This window comes from Acidiphilium sp. PA (genome assembly GCF_026191915.1).
Lineage (GTDB): Bacteria > Pseudomonadota > Alphaproteobacteria > Acetobacterales > Acetobacteraceae > Acidiphilium.
This window is the reverse complement of record NZ_JAIMBY010000002.1, coordinates 1-18,079: the sequence shown is the minus strand read 5'-3', so window position 1 is coordinate 18,079 and position 18,079 is coordinate 1. Positions and strand designations below refer to the sequence as shown.

At 64.7% G+C, this 18,079-nt stretch carries 15 protein-coding genes and 1 tRNA gene; 7 read left to right on the top strand and 9 right to left on the bottom strand.

What is annotated here, in order from left to right; genetic code table 11:
• The first annotated feature begins 69 nt into the window (after positions 1-69).
• The 5 genes from lepA to AruPA_RS03600 all read left to right on the top strand — a co-directional run bounded on the left by lepA (position 70) and on the right by AruPA_RS03600 (position 7,940).
• Positions 70-1,875 carry a translation elongation factor 4 gene (lepA, locus tag AruPA_RS03620; RefSeq protein WP_265635159.1) on the top strand — a complete coding sequence of 602 codons (1,806 nt, stop codon included), beginning with the start codon at positions 70-72 and terminating at the stop codon, positions 1,873-1,875.
• Positions 1,875-3,245: a DNA recombination protein RmuC gene (locus tag AruPA_RS03615; protein ID WP_265635158.1), complete on the top strand. Its 1,371-nt coding sequence runs from the start codon at positions 1,875-1,877 to the stop codon at positions 3,243-3,245. The genes lepA and AruPA_RS03615 overlap by 1 nt, the downstream gene beginning before the upstream one ends.
• Positions 3,246-3,313: 68 nt before the next feature.
• Positions 3,314-3,403: transfer RNA gene (locus AruPA_RS03610), tRNA-Ser, on the top strand.
• 95 nt (positions 3,404-3,498) lie between these two features.
• Positions 3,499-7,164 (top strand): hydantoinase B/oxoprolinase family protein, encoded by a 3,666-nt coding sequence (locus AruPA_RS03605; protein WP_265635156.1) that lies wholly within the window; start codon positions 3,499-3,501, stop codon positions 7,162-7,164.
• Positions 7,165-7,316: 152 nt separating this feature from the next.
• Complete coding sequence (locus AruPA_RS03600) at positions 7,317-7,940, top strand: isochorismatase family protein (protein WP_265635154.1); 624 nt, start codon at positions 7,317-7,319, stop codon at positions 7,938-7,940.
• A gap of 109 nt (positions 7,941-8,049) precedes the next feature.
• Here the strand turns inward: AruPA_RS03600 and tatC are convergent, their stop codons facing one another.
• From tatC to AruPA_RS03555, 9 genes are read right to left on the bottom strand one after another with little or no spacing between them, the layout of a single operon-like run.
• Positions 8,050-8,856, bottom strand: coding sequence for a twin-arginine translocase subunit TatC (gene tatC / locus AruPA_RS03595; RefSeq protein WP_265635153.1), 807 nt, complete (start codon positions 8,854-8,856; stop codon positions 8,050-8,052).
• A gap of 9 nt (positions 8,857-8,865) precedes the next feature.
• Positions 8,866-9,312, bottom strand: a complete 447-nt coding sequence (tatB, locus tag AruPA_RS03590; RefSeq protein ID WP_265635151.1) for a Sec-independent protein translocase protein TatB — start codon at positions 9,310-9,312, stop codon at positions 8,866-8,868.
• 48 nt (positions 9,313-9,360) lie between these two features.
• The gene (scpB, locus tag AruPA_RS03585) at positions 9,361-9,927 is read right to left on the bottom strand and encodes an SMC-Scp complex subunit ScpB (RefSeq protein ID WP_265635149.1); all 567 of its coding nucleotides are present in this window, start codon (positions 9,925-9,927) and stop codon (positions 9,361-9,363) included.
• Positions 9,920-10,675 (bottom strand): ScpA family protein, encoded by a 756-nt coding sequence (locus tag AruPA_RS03580; protein WP_265635147.1) that lies wholly within the window; start codon positions 10,673-10,675, stop codon positions 9,920-9,922. Before AruPA_RS03580 ends, scpB begins: the two co-directional genes overlap by 8 nt.
• A complete protein-coding gene (locus AruPA_RS03575) occupies positions 10,662-11,357 on the bottom strand; it encodes a site-2 protease family protein (protein ID WP_265635145.1) in 696 nt (231 codons plus the stop codon). The genes AruPA_RS03580 and AruPA_RS03575 overlap by 14 nt, the downstream gene beginning before the upstream one ends.
• A complete protein-coding gene (gene nagZ / locus AruPA_RS03570) occupies positions 11,354-12,280 on the bottom strand; it encodes a beta-N-acetylhexosaminidase (RefSeq protein ID WP_265635143.1) in 927 nt (308 codons plus the stop codon). Before nagZ ends, AruPA_RS03575 begins: the two co-directional genes overlap by 4 nt.
• Before the next feature lie 7 nt (positions 12,281-12,287).
• Positions 12,288-13,049 (bottom strand): SPOR domain-containing protein, encoded by a 762-nt coding sequence (locus AruPA_RS03565; RefSeq protein WP_265635142.1) that lies wholly within the window; start codon positions 13,047-13,049, stop codon positions 12,288-12,290.
• A 13-nt stretch (positions 13,050-13,062) separates the two neighbouring features.
• Entirely contained in the window at positions 13,063-14,853 is a 1,791-nt protein-coding gene (locus tag AruPA_RS03560) for an arginine--tRNA ligase (protein ID WP_265635140.1), read from the bottom strand.
• Between the two features lie 8 nt (positions 14,854-14,861).
• Complete coding sequence (locus AruPA_RS03555; RefSeq protein ID WP_265635138.1) at positions 14,862-16,001, bottom strand: deoxyguanosinetriphosphate triphosphohydrolase; 1,140 nt, start codon at positions 15,999-16,001, stop codon at positions 14,862-14,864.
• Positions 16,002-16,145: 144 nt separating this feature from the next.
• On the opposite strand from AruPA_RS03555, the gene erpA reads away from it, so the two are divergent.
• Together erpA and AruPA_RS03545 are read left to right on the top strand one after the other, a co-directional pair.
• Positions 16,146-16,475 carry an iron-sulfur cluster insertion protein ErpA gene (erpA, locus tag AruPA_RS03550; RefSeq protein ID WP_408858568.1) on the top strand — a complete coding sequence of 110 codons (330 nt, stop codon included), beginning with the start codon at positions 16,146-16,148 and terminating at the stop codon, positions 16,473-16,475.
• Positions 16,476-16,487: 12 nt separating this feature from the next.
• Positions 16,488-17,258: an exodeoxyribonuclease III gene (locus tag AruPA_RS03545; protein WP_265635136.1), complete on the top strand. Its 771-nt coding sequence runs from the start codon at positions 16,488-16,490 to the stop codon at positions 17,256-17,258.
• Positions 17,259-18,079: the final 821 nt, after the last annotated feature.

Here is an 18,079-nt window from a genome sequence, read left to right as displayed (position 1 = left end):
CGCATTGAAGCCCCCGGGCGATCCGGCCGGAGCGCTGACACGGCGGGGTTTTTCGACTATGACGGCAACATGACCTCGACCCCCACCGAACTGATCCGCAATTTTTCGATCATCGCTCATATCGACCATGGGAAATCCACCCTGGCCGACCGGCTGATCCAGGCCACCGGCGCACTCACCGCGCGCGAAATGACCGAGCAGGTGCTCGATAACATGGACATCGAAAAAGAGCGCGGCATCACCATCAAGGCGCAGACGGTGCGGCTCAGCTATCCAGCGAAGGACGGCAAGACCTACATTCTTAACTTGATGGACACGCCAGGCCATGTCGATTTTGCCTACGAGGTGAGTCGCAGCCTCGCCGCCTGTGAGGGCTCCCTGCTGGTGGTCGATGCCTCGCAAGGCGTCGAAGCGCAGACCCTTGCCAATGTCTATCAGGCGATCGACGCCAATCACGAGATCGTGCCGGTCCTTAACAAAATCGACCTGCCCGCCGCGGAACCCGATCGCGTCAAACAGCAGATCGAAGACGTCATCGGCCTCGATGCGTCGGACGCAGTGGAAATCTCGGCGAAAACCGGCCTGAACATCGAAGCGGTGCTCGAAGCGCTGGTCACCCGCCTGCCGCCGCCGGTTGGGGATGACACCGCCCCCCTCACCGCCCTGCTGGTTGATAGTTGGTATGACCAGTATCTCGGCGTGATCATCCTGGTGCGGGTGAAAAACGGGCGCCTGCGCAAGGGCATGCGAATTCGCATGATGTCCTCCGGCGCTGTCCATACCGTCGAACAAGTCGGCGTCTTCGCCCCCAAACTCCGCCCGGAGCCCGATCTCGGTCCCGGCGAGATCGGTTTCATCACTGCGGCTATCAAAACCGTCGCCGATTGCAACGTCGGCGACACAATCACCGATGATCGCCACCCCGCGACCGAAGCGCTTCCCGGATTCAAACCTTCGATCCCGGTGGTCTGGTGCGGCCTCTACCCGGTCGATGCCGATGATTTCGAAAAACTGCGCGAAAGCCTCGGTCGCCTGCGCTTGAACGATGCCAGCTTCCACTACGAGGCCGAAACCTCGGCGGCCCTGGGGTTCGGCTTCCGCTGCGGTTTCCTCGGCCTGCTGCACCTCGAAATCGTGCAGGAACGCCTGTCGCGCGAGTTCGACCTCGACCTGATCGCAACCGCTCCTTCCGTAGTCTACCGGCTGACCAAGACCAACGGCGAGACCATGGATCTGCACAACCCGGCCGATATGCCGGATGGTTCGTTGATCGATCACATCGAGGAGCCCTGGATCAAGGCGACCATCATGGTGCCCGATGATTATCTCGGCGCCGTGCTCACTTTGTGCAACGAACGCCGCGGCCAGCAGGTCGACCTCACCTATGTCGGCAATCGCGCAATGGCGGTCTACCGCCTGCCGCTGAACGAAGTCGTATTCGATTTCTACGACCGGCTGAAATCCATCTCCCGCGGCTACGCCAGTTTCGACTATCAAATGGACAATTACGTCGAAAGCGACCTCGCCAAAATCTCGATCCTGGTGAACCTTGAACCGGTCGACGCGCTAGCTTTCATCGCCCATAAATCGGTGGCAGAAACCCGCGGCCGCGCGATTTGCGCCAAACTGAAGGATCTGATTCCCAAACAGCTCTTCAAAATCGCGATCCAGGCCGCCATCGGTGGCCGCGTCATCGCCCGGGAGACCATCAGCGCCCTCTCGAAGGATGTCACCGCGAAATGCTACGGCGGTGACATCTCACGCAAGCGCAAGCTGCTCGACAAGCAAAAAGAGGGCAAAAAGCGCATGCGCCAGTTCGGCAAGGTCGAAATCCCGCAGACTGCGTTCCTGGCCGCCCTCAAAATGGACGCCTGATGCTCCCCATCGAGGCCGGGCTCGCCATCGTCGGCATCCTGCTGATCCTGATCCTGATCCTCCTGCTCCTGCAGACCCGCCGGATCGCTGGCCTACCCCCCACCCTCGCAGAACAAGCCCGCACCGGGCTGGCCGGCGGCATCGAACGCCTGCAGGACGGTGCCCGCGCGCAGGCCGACCAGCTTGCCCGCAGCCACGCGGCGCTCGGCGCGACCATCACCGACCTGTCGCTGATGGTCTCCCAACGGCTCGGCGAAGCCGAAAGCGCCGCCCAATCCGGCCGCGCCCAAACCCTCAGCGAAACCCTTGCCGTGATCGCCCGGCTCACCGAAAGCCAGACCAGCCTTGCCGATCGCGTCAGCCGCGACCTGGCGTCGGTCTCGGTCACGCTGCGCGACGAACAGGAAAAATTGCGCACCCAGGTCGAAGCCAAACTCGAGACGATCCGCGAGAGCAACGAGGCGAAGCTCGAAGCCATGCGCCGCGCGGTTGATGAGCAATTGCAATCGGCGCTAGAAAAACGCATCGGCGAGAGTTTCCAGCGGGTGTCCGAGCAATTCGCCCAGGTACAGCAGGCGATCGGCCAGGTGCAGAACGTCGCGGTGCAGGTCGGTGACCTCAAACGCCTGTTCGCTAACGTCAAATCCCGCGGCGGCTGGGGCGAAGCGCAGATCCGCCAGACCATGGAAGACACGCTGCCCCCGGGCACGTTCGAGGCTAATTTCCGCCCCGACCCTGCCAGCGCCGAAACCGTTGAATTCGCTTTGCGCATGCCGGTGCGGGAAGCCGACCAGCCGGTCTATCTGCCGATTGATGCGAAATTCCCCACCGAAGACTATGACCGCCTGCTGCTCGCCGCCGAAGCCGGCGACCGCGCCGCCGAGGACGCCGCCATCGCCGGCCTTGCCACGCGCATCCGCAATGAGGCAAAAAAAATCGCGACCAAATACATCCGTCCGCCCCGTACCACTGACATCGCCATTCTCTATCTGCCCAGCGAAGGCCTGTTCGCAGAAGTCGCCCGCATCCCGGGGCTGATCGAAACCATCCAGCGCGAAACCCGCGTGCTGATCCAGAGCCCCAGCCTGCTGCCCGCTCTGCTGCACACCATCCGCGTCGGCCATTTCACTGTGCAGCTTGAACGCAAGGCCGGAGAAATTGGCAAAATCCTTGGTGCGGTCAAGGCGGAATGGGCCAAGCTTGGCGACGCGATGGACAAACTCGCCAAACGGGCCACCGACATGAGCGGCGAAATCGACAAAACCCAAATCCGCATCCGCGCCGTCGGCCGCACCCTGCGCGAAGTGGAAGCCATTGACGACACGCAGGCCGCCCCGCTGCTCGGCTTGCCCGCTCAAACCGAACCGTAATGCCTGCCACTCACGGCGCCGGAAGCCCTTGTTCCCCCTGAACTTGTTGGCTATGAACCGCCCACGCCGGAGGGATGGCCGAGCGGTTTAAGGCGCACGCTTGGAAAGCGTGTGTGCGTGAAAGCGTACCGTGGGTTCGAATCCCACTCCCTCCGCCAGTTAATCGCGATCAGGGCGGCCTCACCTAGCCGGGGTGATTGACGAGCCGGTCATCATGTGCGCGCCTTCATTTCACGATGAAAAGCGACTCATAATGCCAAACGTCTCCCGCTTCGCGCAGACCACCCCAGCACCCGTACCCGACGTCGGCTGGCGTTTTTGGATCGATCGCGGCGGCACCTTCACCGACATCGTTGCGACCGCGCCCGATGGTACGCGCCACACCAGCAAACTTCTATCCGAAAATCCGGATCAGTATGACGACGCTGCCCTCGCCGGCATCCGCGCGCTACTCGGCCTCACCGCGACCGAACCGGTGCCGCCGGCTGCGATCGAGGCTGTCAAAATGGGCACCACCGTCGCCACCAATGCCCTGCTCGAGCGCAAGGGCGCGCGTGTGCTGTTGCTGACAGATCGCGGCATGGCCGACCTGTTGCGCATCGGCTCGCAGGCCCGCCCGCGGCTGTTTACCTTCAATATCCGCCTCCCCAGCATGATCTATGAGCGCGTTGTGGAACTCGGCGGCCGCATCGGCGCCGATGGCGCCGTGATCGAGCCGCTCGATGAAGCCGCCGCACGCGCCGTACTTATCCAGGCGCGCGCCGATGGAATCGACAGTGTAGCCATCGCGCGGATGCACGCCTGGCGCTACCCCGCACATGAGCAAACGCTCGCAGGCCTCGCCACCGCCGCGGGCTTCCCCCAGGTCTCGGCCAGCCACGTTGTCAGCCCGCTGCTCCGCTTGGTGCCGCGCGGCGATACCACGGTGGCGGATGCCTATCTCACCCCTATCCTGCGCCGCTATGTCGATCGGATCACGACCGGCCTGCCCGGTACGAAACTCTATTTCATGCAATCCCACGGCGGCCTCGCCGAGGCGCATCACTTCAGCGGCAAAGACGCCATCCTGTCCGGCCCGGCCGGCGGCATCGTCGGCGCCGCGCGCACCGCCGGCATGGCCGGCCTCGAGCGGATCATCGGGTTCGACATGGGCGGCACCTCGACGGACGTGTCGATCTACGATCGCGGCTTCGAACGCAGTTTCGAGACCGAAATCGCCGGCGTCCGCCTGCTGGTGCCGATGCTCGCGATCAATACCGTCGCCGCCGGCGGTGGTTCGGTGCTCGGCTTCGATGGTGCGCGCCTGCGGGTCGGGCCTGACAGTGCCGGCGCCAACCCCGGCCCAGCCTGCTACCGGCGCGGCGGCCCGCTGACCGTGACCGATGCCAATCTCTGCCTCGGCAAACTGGCGCCACAGCATTTCCCGCCGATCTTCGGCCCCGCGCAGAATCAGCCGCTCGATGCCGATGTGGTGCAGCGCGCATTCACCCACCTCGCCCAGCGCATTAACGCGGCCACCGGGGCGACCCATTCGATCGAACAACTCGCCGCCGGCTTCATCACCATCGCCGTCACCAGCATGGCCCAAGCGATCAAACAAATCTCGATCCAGAAAGGCCGCGACCCCGCAGGCTTCGCCCTCGCCTGTTTCGGCGGCGCCGGCGGCCAGCACGCCTGTCTGGTCGCCGAAGATCTCGGCATGAGCACGATTTTCATCCATCCGCTGGCCGGCGTGCTGTCGGCCTACGGTATGGGCCTGGCCGACCAGATCGTGCTGCGCGAACAGGCAGTCGAAACCCCGCTCACCGATGCCGCCATGCCGGGCCTGCACGCCACCGCGGCCGAGGTCGCCGATGCTGCCCGCCTAGCCCTGATCGCCCAAGGGGCCGAACCAGCGGCACTCCACATCAACCACCGCGCCCATCTGCGGTACGCCGGCACCGACACGCCGCTGATCATCGATCTGACCAACCCCGCGACCATGCGCACCGATTTCGAAGCGGCCCACCGCCGCCTGTTCGGCTTCATCGCACCCGGCCGCGCCCTGATCGTCGGCGCCATCGCGATCGAAGCCATCGCACCCGGCGAAACCTTCATCGAGCCCGCTCTGCCGCCCCGCACCACCGGCGCGCCGCCCATTTGCGAAACCACCCGCATGTTCAGCCGCAACGCGTGGCACGATGCCACCGTGTTCGATCGCAACAGCCTGCTCGCCGGCGATATTATTGAAGGCCCGGCGATGCTGCGCGAGGCCAACGCCACCACCATCGTCGAGCCGGGCTGGCGGGCCACCATCACCGACCGCAACCACCTGATCATGACGCGACAGGTGCAACCGGTCTGCGCGATCATCACCGAGACCAATCCCGACGCCGCGGCATCCTCCGATCCGGTCCAACTCGAATTGTTCAACAACCTGTTCATGGCAATCGCCGAGCAAAGCGGCGCCGTGCTGCGCAACACCGCGAGCAGCGTCAACATCAAGGAACGGCTCGATTTTTCCTGCGCCCTGTTCGACGCGGATGGCGCGCTGATCGCCAATGCCCCCCATGTGCCGGTGCATCTCGGCGCGATGAGCGAGAGCGTGCGCGTCGTGCTGCACCGGCGCGGTGTCACGCTGCGCCCCGGCGATGCCGTCGCGCTGAACAACCCGTTCAACGGCGGCACCCACCTGCCCGACATCACCGTCATCACGCCGATGTTCGATGATGCCGGCGCCACCCTGCGCGGCTTCGTCGCCTCGCGCGGCCACCATGCGGATGTCGGCGGCCAGACCCCCGGCTCGATGCCGCCGTTCGCGACCACGCTGGAACAGGAAGGCGTGATCATCGACGATATGCTGGTGGTCGCCCAGGGCGTGTTTCAGGAAACCACCCTGCGCGATGCGCTCGGCAGCGCGCGCTACCCGGCGCGCAATCCCGATGAATCAGTGGCCGATCTCAAGGCCCAACTCGCCGCCAACGCCGCCGGTATCGCTGCGTTCGAGGCGATGGTGACGCAACACGGCTGGCAGATGGTGCAGGCGTACACGCGCCACGTCATGGACAACGGCGAAGCCAGCGTCCGCACCGCCATCGAACGCCTGCACGATGGTACGTTCGATTACCGGATGGACGACGGCACCCCGCTTGCCGTCCGCGTCACGATCGATCACGCCAACCGCGCCGCCACCATCGACTTCACCGGCACCGGCGCGCAGCATGCCGGTAATTTCAACGCCCCACCCGCCGTCACCCGCGCCGCCGTGCTTTATGTGTTCCGCTGCCTGATCGATGACGATATCCCGCTCAACGAAGGCTGCCTCCGCCCGCTCACCATCATCAACCCGCCCGGCAGCTTCCTCAACCCGCAACCGGGCGCCGCGGTGGTCGCCGGCAATACCGAAGTCAGCCAGGCCGTCACCGCCGCCCTGCTCGGCGCGCTCGGCGTCTGTGCCTCGGCCCAGGCGACCATGAACAACCTGCTGTTCGGCAACCAACGCTACCAATATTATGAAACCATCTGCGGCGGCGCCGGCGCCGGACCCGGTTTTGACGGCTGCTCGGCCGTTCACACCCACATGACCAACACCCGCATGACCGACCCCGAAGTGCTAGAATTGCGCTACCCGGTCCGCGTCGAAGATTTCGCGATCCGGCGCGGCTCAGGCGGTGCCGGGCAACACCGTGGCGGCGATGGCGCCATCCGCCGCCTGCGCTTCCTCGAACCCATGACCGTCACCATCCTCGCCTCGCGCCGCACCATCCCGCCGTTCGGCATGGCCGGCGGTCTGCCCGGCGCCACCGGCACCCAGTGGATCGAACGCGCCGATGGGAGCACCGAGGCGCTGGGCGGCCGCGATCAGACCGAACTGCAGACCGGCGACGCCATCGTGATCGAAACCCCCGGCGGCGGCGGCTTCGGCCCGCCGCCGCTCTGAACCCCGTGCATCACCCGCCGCAAGTGCCACCACCCCACGCCGCATCGCCAATCACCGCACCGCGCGCTACGCTCGGCCGAGCCACCAAACTCATCTCAACCATCCTGCGAAGGCCAAAGATACCCATGGCAACCCGACCCAGCCGTCAGATCATGCAATACCTAGTAGGCGCCGCTATCCTCGGGGGCGCCCCACCCGCTGCCCGGGCAAACGATCTGATCCGCAACTGGGCCCGCATCACTGCACCACCCGCTCCCCTTGTGCACAAGGTCACGCTCGATCCGAAAACCACCGCCCTCCTGTTGCTCGATTTCGTCACCCAAACCTGCAGCAACGCCAATCGGCCGCAATGCGTCGCCACCATCCCCGCCGTCCGCACCCTGCTTGCCACCGCCCGGGCAAATCATGCCACAATCATCTATTCCTACGTGCTCAGCGGCACCAAAGCGGATATCAACGCTGCCCTCAAACCCCGCCCCGGCGAAGCCAGCGTCCAGTCCGGCCCGGATAAATTCCTCCATACCAACCTCGCCCGAATCCTCCGCCGGAATGGCATCAAAACCGTCATTGTCACCGGCACCGCCGCCGAGGGTGCGGTGCTCGCGACCGCCAGCGAAGCCGCCTACCGCAACTACACCGTCATCGTGCCTTATAACGGCATGTCCTCCACTCATCCCTATGCCGAACAATACGTCGCCTGGGACCTCCTGAACGCCCCCGCCACCAGCCAGCACACCATCTTCACGAGCCTTGGCCTGATCCGGTTCGGATCGTAGCCGAAGGGGGTGACGCGGTGGCACCACGGCAGGTTCCCGCCTCCATCACCTAGGCTTGCGCCGCAACGAAAGGTGGCTCGGCTTCGGCTCGCCTCCCGCTGACGCCCATTTACGCGTCGGCGGCCATTTCGCTCTTCGGCTGCACCAGCTTCACCGCAAAAATTGAAATTTCGAACAGCGCGATCAGCGGAACAGCAAGGCCGGTCATGGTGAAGACGTCCGGTGGGGTCAGAATGGCGGCGACGATGAAGCAGCCGACGTAGGCGTAGCGGCGGTATTTTTTCAGCCCGGCGGCAGTGACGATGCCAACGCGGCCGAGCAGGGTGAGCAGGACCGGCAGTTCGAAGCAGAGGCCGAAGGCGAAGATCAGTTTCATGACGAGATTGAGGTAGTCGGAGACTTTTGGCAGCACGTCGATCGAGAATTGGTGGTTCGCAGGGCTGGTCTGAAAGCTCAGGAAGAAGCGCCAGGCGTTGGGAAAGATCACATAATAAGCGAGCGCGCCGCCCGCGAAGAACAGAATGGGGGTGGCGAATAGGAACGGCAGGAAGGCGCGTTTTTCGGAACGGTACAGACCAGGGGCGATGAACAGCCAGATCTGGGTTGCGATTACGGGAAACGAGACGAAGGCGGCGGAGAACACCGCAACCTTCACATAGGTGAAGAAGGCTTCGTAGAGCGCGGTATAGATCAGTTCGGGCTTCTGGCCGCGCTCTTCCATGATGTGGACGAGCGGCTGGGCCAGGAAATAATAGACGTCTTTTGCGAAATAGTAGGAGACCAGAAACGCGACCAGGAAGGCAACCGCGGACCACAGTAAGCGCTTGCGCAGCTCGGCAAGGTGGTCGAGCAGGGGCATTTCCTTGTCGTGGATCGGATCGTGCGGCGCATCCGTCGGGGTCGGGTCGATATCCATGGTCCGCGTTTACCAGAGACGCGTGCCGGGGGGAATGAAGGCGGGCACCGGGCGGTGGCGGGCCTCGTTGGGCGGGATGAAGGCCGGCGCATCGATTGGCGGCTCGGGGTCGTGGGTTTCGACCGCATCGGCGCCGATCATCGGCGTGGTCATGTCGTGCGGGTCGCCGCTGGCGGGGTCGAAGGCGTGGCGGAGATCGCCATCGGGGTCGATATGGCGTTCGGCAAGGCTGCCGAGGTCGAAATTGCGCAGGCTGCGCAGGTCGTTGCCGACATCCGCAAGATCAGCCTCACGCATCAGATCCTGGACATGGCCCTGGAACTCATTGGCGAGGCCGCGCATCTTACGGATGGCAGCACTGGCCGTGCGGATCGCCACCGGCAGATCCTTCGGGCCGATGACGACCAGAGCCACCATCATAATGACCAATATTTCTGACCAGGAAAATCCGAGCATAACAATCCACTGTGATCGAGGCGTGTGCTAGCAGAGACGCGCGGCAGGTCAAGGATCGGCGGGCGTCGGCTCGGTCGCGGGAGCGGTGGGTTCGACCATCAGGTCGGCCCGGCGGGGCAGGTCGCGCAGCGATTTCAGGCCGAACTGGATCAGGAAATGCGGCGTGGTGGCCCAGAGCGCGGGGCGCCCTGGGGCCTCCTTGTAGCCGGCGGGGGCGACCAGATCGGCCTCGAGCAGAGCATCGAGCGTGTTCTGCGACAGGCTGACGCCGCGCAGATCTTCTATTTCGGCGCGGGTGATCGGCTGGTGAAAGGCGATGACGGCGAGGGTTTCCATCGCGGCGCGCGGCAGGCGGCGCGGCACTTCGACAACGCGCCGGAGGTCGGGCGCGAGATCGGGGGCGGAGCGGAACATCACGCCGGAGCCGATGTCGCACAGCTCGAAGCCGCCACCGGTATGGCGGGCGCGAATGGCGACGAGCACGGCGTCGAGATCGGCGGCGTCGGGCAGCAGTGTCGCAAGGGTGCGCAGCGGCACGGGGTCGCGGCTCGCGAAGATCACCGCTTCGAGCAGGCGTTCGGCGTGGGGGCGAGCGCTACCAGAATGATCACTCATGCTGCCCCCCCTGGCGGACCATGATCGGCGCGAAATCGGCATCCTGACGCAGGCTGAGCACGCCGTTGCGGGCCAGTTCGAGACTTGCCAGCAGCGTGCTGGACAGGGCGGCGCGCTGGCCGAGCGGCGATTGCGGCGCTTCGGGCAGGAACTGCGTGAGGTCCGACCAATCCGGCATGCTGCCGATCAGCCGGGTCAACCGTTCCAGCGCCTGTTGCACGGTCCAGTAGATGACCGGCTTGGGGCGGTATTGCCGTTTTGCGCCCGAGCGGCGGCGGGCCACGAGATAGGCGGAAAGGAGCGCCGGTAGATCAAGCTTCAGGCGTGAGCGATCGAATTCGGTGAAATCTTCCGGCATGCCGCGCGCGAAGACATCCTGACCGAGTTGGGGGCGTGCGCCCAACCAGGCGGCGCCGGCGCGGATGGCTTCGAGCGCGCGCAGGCGGTCGGCCAGAATGTCGGCGGTGAGTTCGGCTTCCTCGATCGCTTCGGGGTCGGGCAGCAGCAGACGCGATTTAAGCCAGGCGAGCCAGGCGGCCATGACCAGCCAGTCGGCCGCGAGTTCGAGGCGGATTTTGCGCGCGCCTTCGATGATCGCGAGATATTGATCGACCAGCGCAAGGATCGAGATGCCGGCGAGGTCGAGCTTCTGGCTGCGCGCGAGGTCGAGCAGCAGGTCGAGCGGGCCCTCGAAGCCTTCGAGCTGGACGATGAACGCCTCGGTCGGCGCGGGTTCAGTAGCCGGCATGCACACCCGCGACATGCAAAAAGGCCGTGGCGACGCGGGGCACCCAATGGTCGAGGACGTCCGACACCGGGTTGAAATGGATGCCGAACTGACCGAGTGCCGCGGGCAGGATAAACACCAGGAACAGGATGACCAGAATACCCAGCCGTTCGACCTGAGCGAGCGCGCGAGCGGCGGCGAGTGGCAGGATGCCGACCATGATCCGCCCGCCATCGAACGGCGGCAACGGGACGAGGTTGAACAGCCCGAGCAGGATATTGAACAGCAGGAAATAAAGCAGGAAATCGGCGATGACGCCCCGGGTGCCGATGGCGGCGAGGATGAAGGCGGACAGCAACGCGAGCAGGAAATTCGAGGCGGGACCGGCGGCTGCGACGATCGCCATGCCGCGGCGCGGATTGTGGAAGCCGGATGGGTCGATCGGGACGGGTTTCGCCCAGCCGAACATATAGGCGATCCGGCCGATGGTGAGGAGTTGGAACGCGATCAGCACGGCGGGCAGGATGATGGTGCCGACCCGGTCGATATGGCGCAGCGGGTTGAGCGAAAGCCGGCCTTCGCGCTGGGCGGTGTGATCGCCCATCGCCAGGGCGGTGAAGCCGTGGGCGAGTTCGTGCAGCACGATGGCCAGCACCGAGGCACAGACCCCGATGGCGATGCTGCGGATCAGGTCGTTGTTCATGACGTCTGGGTCGCCTTCAACCGGGGGATAAGGGCCGGGTCGAGATCGGGGATGGCGGCGAGGACGGCGCGGTTGGCATCGAGCGCGCCGGGGCAGAACAGCGCGATGTCGCACCCCGCTTCGAGCGCGCGGATGGCGCGGTGCTGCGGCCGTCCGGTGAGCGCGCCCATCGCCAGATCGTCGCTGACCAGGATGCCGGTGAAGCCGATGCGGGTGCGGATGATGTCAGTGATGATACGTCGCGAGAAAGTGGCGGGATTTTCAGGATCGAGCGCCGTGTAGACGATATGGGCGGTCATGCCCCAGGGCAGGCTGCGATTGGCGGCGAAGGGGGCGAAATCGGTATCGAGCGCGGTGGCGTCGATGCGCGGCAGGGCGTGGTGGCTGTCGAGCGTGGCGCGGCCGTGACCGGGCAGGTGTTTCATCACCGGCTGGATGCCCTGGAACAACAGGCCCCAGGCGATATCGGCACCGAGCGCGCCGACCGCGACCGGGTCGGCGCTGATCGCGCGATCGCCGATCACGGCGTCGGCGCCCGGGGTTGGGACGTCGAGCACGGGGGCGGTGACGATGTCGAACCCGGCGTCGCGCGCGATGGCGCCGAGGGCGGCACCATGCGCGCGGGCGGCGTTGCGGGCGGCTTCGGGGTCGGTTGCGAACAGGGCACCGAGCGTGGCGGCGGGCGGCAGGTCCGGCCAGTGCGGCGCGCGCAGGCGGGCAACGCGGCCGCCCTCTTGATCGACCATCAGCACCGCTTGCGCGGGCAGTGTAACGCGCAGATCGGCCACCAAGGCGGCGAGTTGGGGCGGCGAGACGATGTTGCGGGCGAACAGGATGACGCCGGTGGGTGGGAATTCGGCAAGCAGCGCGCGCTCGGGATCGGTCAGGGTAGGGCCGGCGATGCCGATGATGGCGGCTTTCATGAACGGATCACTTGGGAATGTAACAGGTCACGCCGCGCGATTTCAGCCGGTCGCAGAAATTCCCAGCGGCGGCGGCATTGGCAAAACCAACGAGGCGCAGGCGGTAGAAGACTTTGCCGTGGACGGTACCAGGAACGACGACGGGCTTCTGGCTGCCCAGGATATCCGGCACGCGAGCGACCAAGGTCTGCCAGGCCTGGTTGGCTTTGGCCATACTGTCGAGCGCGCCGAGCTGCACGGCATAGGGCCCGGAGCCGGTCGCCTGGGTGGGGGGCGTGATCGGCGGCAAGATGCTTTGGCCGGCGGGCGCCGGCGTCGTGGCGGCATGGTCTGGCGACGGTGCCGGCGGCGGCAGTGGCAGCGCACTGGCCACGGCGGGCGGTGCTTGCTTCGGGGTCAGCGGCGCTGGTGGTGCAGGTTTTGCCGCCGCCGCCTCCTGATCGAGTTTCGAGAAATCGGGCGCGGGGGATGCGGGCGCCAGTTCGGGCGGGCCGGAGGCGACCTGGCCCGACATGATCTGTTCATGCGCGCCTGGCACCTGCAGCCCCCCGGGATTGATCGGCGCCGTACGCATTGGACCGGCCGGCGGTTTGATGACCGGCGGCGGTCCGAGTCCCGTGTGAATGCCGCTCCAGATTAGGGCGAGGGCGATGATGCCGACACCCAGCCCGCCGGCGATGATTGCCATGCGCTTGGTCTCGGTGTCGACGCCGCGTGCGCGCAGGCGTGGCGAGGCGTAGGGCGGAATGTCGATATCGGGGTCTTCCATCACGCAGTCCCTTTCAGCGCATCTCCTCGACCGGGGCCACTCCCATGACCGCAAGGCCGGAGCGAATGACCACCGCCGTCGCGGCGACCAAAGCGAGGCGGGCTCGGGTCGGTCCCGGCGCTTCCGCCTGGATGAAGCGCAAACTGGCTTCGGTGCGGCCCGCGTTCCACAGCGCGTGGAAATCGCCAGCCAGATCATACAGGAAAAATCCGATTCGGTGCGCTTCCCGCGCGATGGCGGCGGCTTCGATCAGGCGCGGCCAGGCCGCAAGCCGGCGGATCAAAGCGAGTTCCTCGGGGGCGGTGAGCGATGCGAGGTCGGCAGCGGCGAGGCCGGCGTCAGAGGTATCCCCCAGTTCTGACGTGGTCGCCGCCGCGCGCAGCACCGAGCGGCAGCGGGCATGGGCGTATTGGACGTAGAACACGGGGTTTTCACGGGTCTGGGCCACGGCGGCATCGAGGTCGAATTCCATCTGTGCGTCGGACTTGCGCATCAGCATGATAAACCGGACGACATCGGGACCAACCGCATCGATCAGGTCGGCGAGTTCGATATAGGTACCGGCGCGTTTGGACATGCGCATCGGCACGCCGTCCTTCAGGACCCTGACGATCTGGCAGAGCACGATGTCGAGTTGCGCGGCCCCATTACCGGCCAGCGCGCGCACGGCGGATTGCATGCGCTTGACGTAGCCGCCGTGATCAGCACCCCAGACGTCGATCATCTGATCGAAGCCACGTGCCATCTTGTTGGCGTGGTTGGCGATATCGTTGAAGAAGTAGGTGTTCGAGCCGTCGGATTTGCGGACCGGGCGATCGACGTCGTCCCCGAAATCGGTGGCCCGGAACAAGGTTTGTTCGCGGGGTTCCCAGTCTTCCGGAGTCTTACCCTTGGGCGGTTCCAGGATGCCCTCGTATAGCAGGCCGCGCGCCCGCAAGGCGGCTTCCGCGCGCTCGACACCGCCGCCGGCGATGAGGGCCGCTTCGCTGGTAAAAACGTCGTGGCGCACGTTCAGGGCGGCCAGATCGGCGCGCACCAGATCCATCATGGCGGTAACTGCGAAGCTGCGTACAATGTCGAGCCAGAGTGCCGGATCGGCGACGGTGAAGCCAGGGCCTGACAGCGCATCACCGTGGGCGGCGGCAAGTTGCGCACCGAGCGGTACCAGATAATCTCCAGGATATTGCAGGCCGGTCGGCGTCGCGGTGGCGAACTCGGCTTCGGTCATTGTCGTGCCAAGTGCTTGCAGGTAGCGCCAATAGACCGACCAGGCGAGCGCGATGACCTGCGCGCCGGCATCATTGATGTAGTATTCCCGCGTCACATCGTAGCCGGCCTTGGCGAGCAGGTTGGCCAGGGCATCGCCTACCACCGCGCCGCGGCAGTGACCGACCGTGAGCGGTCCGGTGGGATTGGCTGAGACGTATTCGACATTGACCTTGGCCCCCTGCCCCAGTTTGCTGGCACCGAACGCCTCGCCGCTGTGCAGGATGGTGAGGATCTGCGCCTGCCACGCCGCCGGGGCGAGGGTGAGGTTGACGAACCCTGGGCCGGCGGGTTCGGCTTTGGTGACGAAGGCGCGGGTCAGCAGCGCGGCCGCGAGCGCATCCGCGATGGCGCGCGGCTTGAGGCCGAGGGGCTTGGCGGCAATCAGCGCGGCGTTGGTTGCAACATCGCCATGCGCAGCTTCGCGCGTCGGCGTGATTTCGATGCGCGCGAGGGCGTCGGGCGCCAGGTCTGGATAAAGGGCGGTGATCGTGTCGAGCACGAGGATGCGCAGATCGGCGAACAGATTATCGGACATAGGAACCTTCAGGCGGCAGCGGTGGGGTCGGTCAGGCGGCGATGCTCGTCGAGCGCGAAACGATCGGTCATGCCGGCTATGTAGTCGCGCACGGCGGCGGCCGTGGCCTCGGAGTGCGGCGCGGAAGCGCGGTCGCGCCAGTCATTGCGCAGCAGATCGGGACGATCGAGGAACAGGGTTGCCATGTCGCGCACCACGCCCTCGACCTTGTGGGTCATGCGGTTGACCCGCCAGTGGCGGTACATGCGGGCATACAGGAAGGTGCGAATCGCCTGGTTGGCCGCTGCGAGATCGTCCGCGAACCCGATCACCGGATGATGGGCGGCGCGGATATCATCGGCCGATGCCGGTTGCAGCGCGGCAAGACGCCGACGGCTTTCGGTCAGCGCGCCACCCACGAAGACGCCGATGGTCTGGCGCACCATATGTGCGCGGACGCGGCGCGGATCGCTGGTAAGGGCGCGCGCCTCGGCCAGCATGGCACCGACCACTGGCAGGGCTTCCAGATCGCCGATGTCGAACAGGCCGGCGCGCAACCCATCGTCGATATCATGTGCGTGGTAGGCGATATCATCCGCGAGCGCCGCAACCTGCGCCTCGGCGGCGGCCTGGCGGGTCAGGTCGAGCGGGTAGCCGGCGTCGAACGCCGCGATGTAGGCCGGCGGCGCCGGCAACGGCCCGTTGTGCTTGGCGATGCCTTCGAGCGATTCCCAGGTAAGGTTCAATCCGTCAAACCCAGGATAGCGGCGTTCCAGCAACGTCAGGCTGCGAAGACTCTGGGCGTTGTGGTCGAAGCCGCCATGGGCTGCGAGCGCATTGTTCAATCCGGTTTCGCCGGCATGGCCGAACGGTGGATGGCCCAGATCGTGCGCGAGGGCGAGGGTTTCGGTGAGGTCTTCGTCGAGCGCGAGGCCACGGGCGATGCTGCGGGCGATCTGGGCGACTTCGAGGCTGTGGGTCAGGCGGGTGCGATAGAAATCGCCCTCGTGGATGACGAAGACCTGGGTCTTGTATTGCAGCTTGCGAAATGCGTTCGAGTGAAGCACGCGATCGCGGTCACGCTGAAAAGCGCTGCGGGTGGCGCTTTCCGGTTCGGCAAACTGGCGGCCGCGCGATTCGGCGGCGTGGGACGCGTAGGACGCAAGCATCCGGCTGGCTTACAGGAGTGCGCGCCGCTCTCCAAATCAGGGGATGACCGATGCTCAGGAGGTCCTTCTCTCAAAAAAACGACCTTGGCGATGGCGCTGGTCGTGACGGCACGACGCGCCTATATAAGGTGCATGAGCGAAACCATGGATCGATTCAAAATCAGCGAGAGCGCGGCGGCACGAGTCGCTACCATCATGGCCGGCGAGAACGGCACGATTGCGCTGCGGGTCGAAGTGCTGGCGGGCGGCTGCAACGGGTTTCAGTACAAATTCGACCTGACCGGCACGATCGATGCCGAGGATTACGTGGTCGAGCGGAATGGCGCGAAAGTGGTGGTCGATCCAGCCAGCCTCGACCTGCTTGACGGCGCTGAACTCGACTACAAAGATACGCTGATGGGATCGTATTTCGCGGTGGGTAACCCAAATGCGAAGACATCCTGCGGGTGCGGCACATCGTTTTCGGTCGATTAAGCCGTAACTCCCATGAAGATCGCCACCTGGAACGTCAATTCGGTGCGGACCCGTGCGGCGCTGGTCGCCGACTTCCTGATCCGCGAGCAGCCAGATCTGCTGCTGATGCAGGAAATCAAATGCGAGGCGCATCAATTTCCGGGCGATGTGTTCGAGGCGGCGGGGTATCGAGCCGCGATCGTCGGGCAGAAATCGTATAATGGTGTCGCGGTGTTATCGCGCGAAGCGGTAGACATCCGCGAGCGCGCCCTGCCCGGTGAGGCGGAGGGTTCTGCCTCACGCTATATCGAGGTGGAGTTGCGCGACCTCATCGTGGGCAATCTTTATTTGCCGAACGGCAATTCCGGCGGTGACGAGGGGTTTCGCGCCAAGCTGGACTGGATGGGCAAGCTGCACGACCATGCGGCAGGGCTGCTCGATGCGGACCGTGATTTCATCCTGGCCGGTGACTACAACGTCTGCCCGACCGACGTCGATTACGCCAAAGGCACGCTGGCGCAAGACGACGCTTTGGTTCGACCCGAAACGCGCGCTGCGTTTCGCGCCCTGATCTGGCTCGGCCTGACCGACGCGCTGCGCGCGCTGCATCCGGCCGAGACGCTCTATACGTTTTGGGATTATCAGGCCGGTGCGTGGCAGCGCGACCGAGGCTTGCGGATCGATCACGCACTGCTTTCGCCACGGGTGAGCGAGCGGTTGGAGTCGGTGCTGGTCGCAAAGGGCGAGCGTGATAAGGTTCAACCATCCGATCATGTGCCGGTGATCGCGGTGATCGGGCAATAGATCGGCGAACCCGCGGTAAAGCAAACAAAGGCAAGCCGGTTTGCTTGAACAAGGCCGGCCTGCCGTTGCGGTATAGCAGAAAAGTATGATCGATCATGCGTTAAGGCGCTGTAAGCGGCTTGACTGGCAGACATCGTGTCTGAACATATCTCACGATCTGATGATCAGCACTTGCTTGACCCGCATTATGCGCGCACTCCATTGTCTCCGGTCAGACTTGGACGGTGTTCGTCGGACAAACTCGAACTGTACGTCGAAGTATAGCGATGTAGCAACTAGGGTGGGTGCATAGGGCGAATACAGTGCCAGGATTTGAAGTCCGATTTGGTCAATTAACCGATTTCTGCTGCTTCTCGTGACATTGTCGGTCGTCAAGGTGCCGTTTGGATCGACTCGGATTCTTATGCGTACTGTGCCGAATCGATCACCGACATCAATTGGAAGATTTTCAAAGCCTTGTCGTCTCTCGATGTCATCATGCAACTGTTGAGCAATCATTCGCGCTGAGGCATCACCAAGGACGATTTCGGTCTCAATCGCCGCTACGTCTCGCCCTTCCCTGATGAGGCAGGATTTGAACTGGAGCGTACCGACAATGAAGCCAAGAAACTGGCACAATTCGGGAACGGTTCGAGTCGGTCTCGGAGGTTGAGCGCAAGTTGTCAACCCAACTGAAGTGGACCCGCAGGGCTATCGCATTTGGGTTGAACTGAATGCGGCGAGCAGTTTGGTCAGGAAGGCATCGTTCCAACCGGCCTTTTTGAGTTTGCCTTTCATCGATCCTTTGGAGCCTTCGAGCTTGGCGAGATTGAGGGCCAGGC

Bases quoted from the DNA above. Each gene is read 5' to 3' on its own strand.
- erpA (WP_408858568.1), top strand. From the start codon at position 16,146: ATGGATCGATTCAAAATCAGCGAGAGCGCGGCGGCACGAGTCGCTACC.
- AruPA_RS03605 (WP_265635156.1), top strand. From the start codon at position 3,499: ATGCCAAACGTCTCCCGCTTCGCGCAGACCACCCCAGCACCCGTACCC.
- AruPA_RS03560 (WP_265635140.1), bottom strand. From the start codon at position 14,853: ATGTCCGATAATCTGTTCGCCGATCTGCGCATCCTCGTGCTCGACACG.
- tatB (WP_265635151.1), bottom strand. From the start codon at position 9,312: ATGCTCGGATTTTCCTGGTCAGAAATATTGGTCATTATGATGGTGGCT.
- AruPA_RS03575 (WP_265635145.1), bottom strand. From the start codon at position 11,357: ATGAACAACGACCTGATCCGCAGCATCGCCATCGGGGTCTGTGCCTCG.
- AruPA_RS03615 (WP_265635158.1), top strand. From the start codon at position 1,875: ATGCTCCCCATCGAGGCCGGGCTCGCCATCGTCGGCATCCTGCTGATC.
- AruPA_RS03545 (WP_265635136.1), top strand. From the start codon at position 16,488: ATGAAGATCGCCACCTGGAACGTCAATTCGGTGCGGACCCGTGCGGCG.
- AruPA_RS03580 (WP_265635147.1), bottom strand. From the start codon at position 10,675: ATGCCGGCTACTGAACCCGCGCCGACCGAGGCGTTCATCGTCCAGCTC.
- nagZ (WP_265635143.1), bottom strand. From the start codon at position 12,280: ATGAAAGCCGCCATCATCGGCATCGCCGGCCCTACCCTGACCGATCCC.
- AruPA_RS03600 (WP_265635154.1), top strand. From the start codon at position 7,317: ATGCAATACCTAGTAGGCGCCGCTATCCTCGGGGGCGCCCCACCCGCT.
- lepA (WP_265635159.1), top strand. From the start codon at position 70: ATGACCTCGACCCCCACCGAACTGATCCGCAATTTTTCGATCATCGCT.
- AruPA_RS03565 (WP_265635142.1), bottom strand. From the start codon at position 13,049: ATGGAAGACCCCGATATCGACATTCCGCCCTACGCCTCGCCACGCCTG.
- AruPA_RS03555 (WP_265635138.1), bottom strand. From the start codon at position 16,001: ATGCTTGCGTCCTACGCGTCCCACGCCGCCGAATCGCGCGGCCGCCAG.
- tatC (WP_265635153.1), bottom strand. From the start codon at position 8,856: ATGGATATCGACCCGACCCCGACGGATGCGCCGCACGATCCGATCCAC.
- scpB (WP_265635149.1), bottom strand. From the start codon at position 9,927: ATGAGTGATCATTCTGGTAGCGCTCGCCCCCACGCCGAACGCCTGCTC.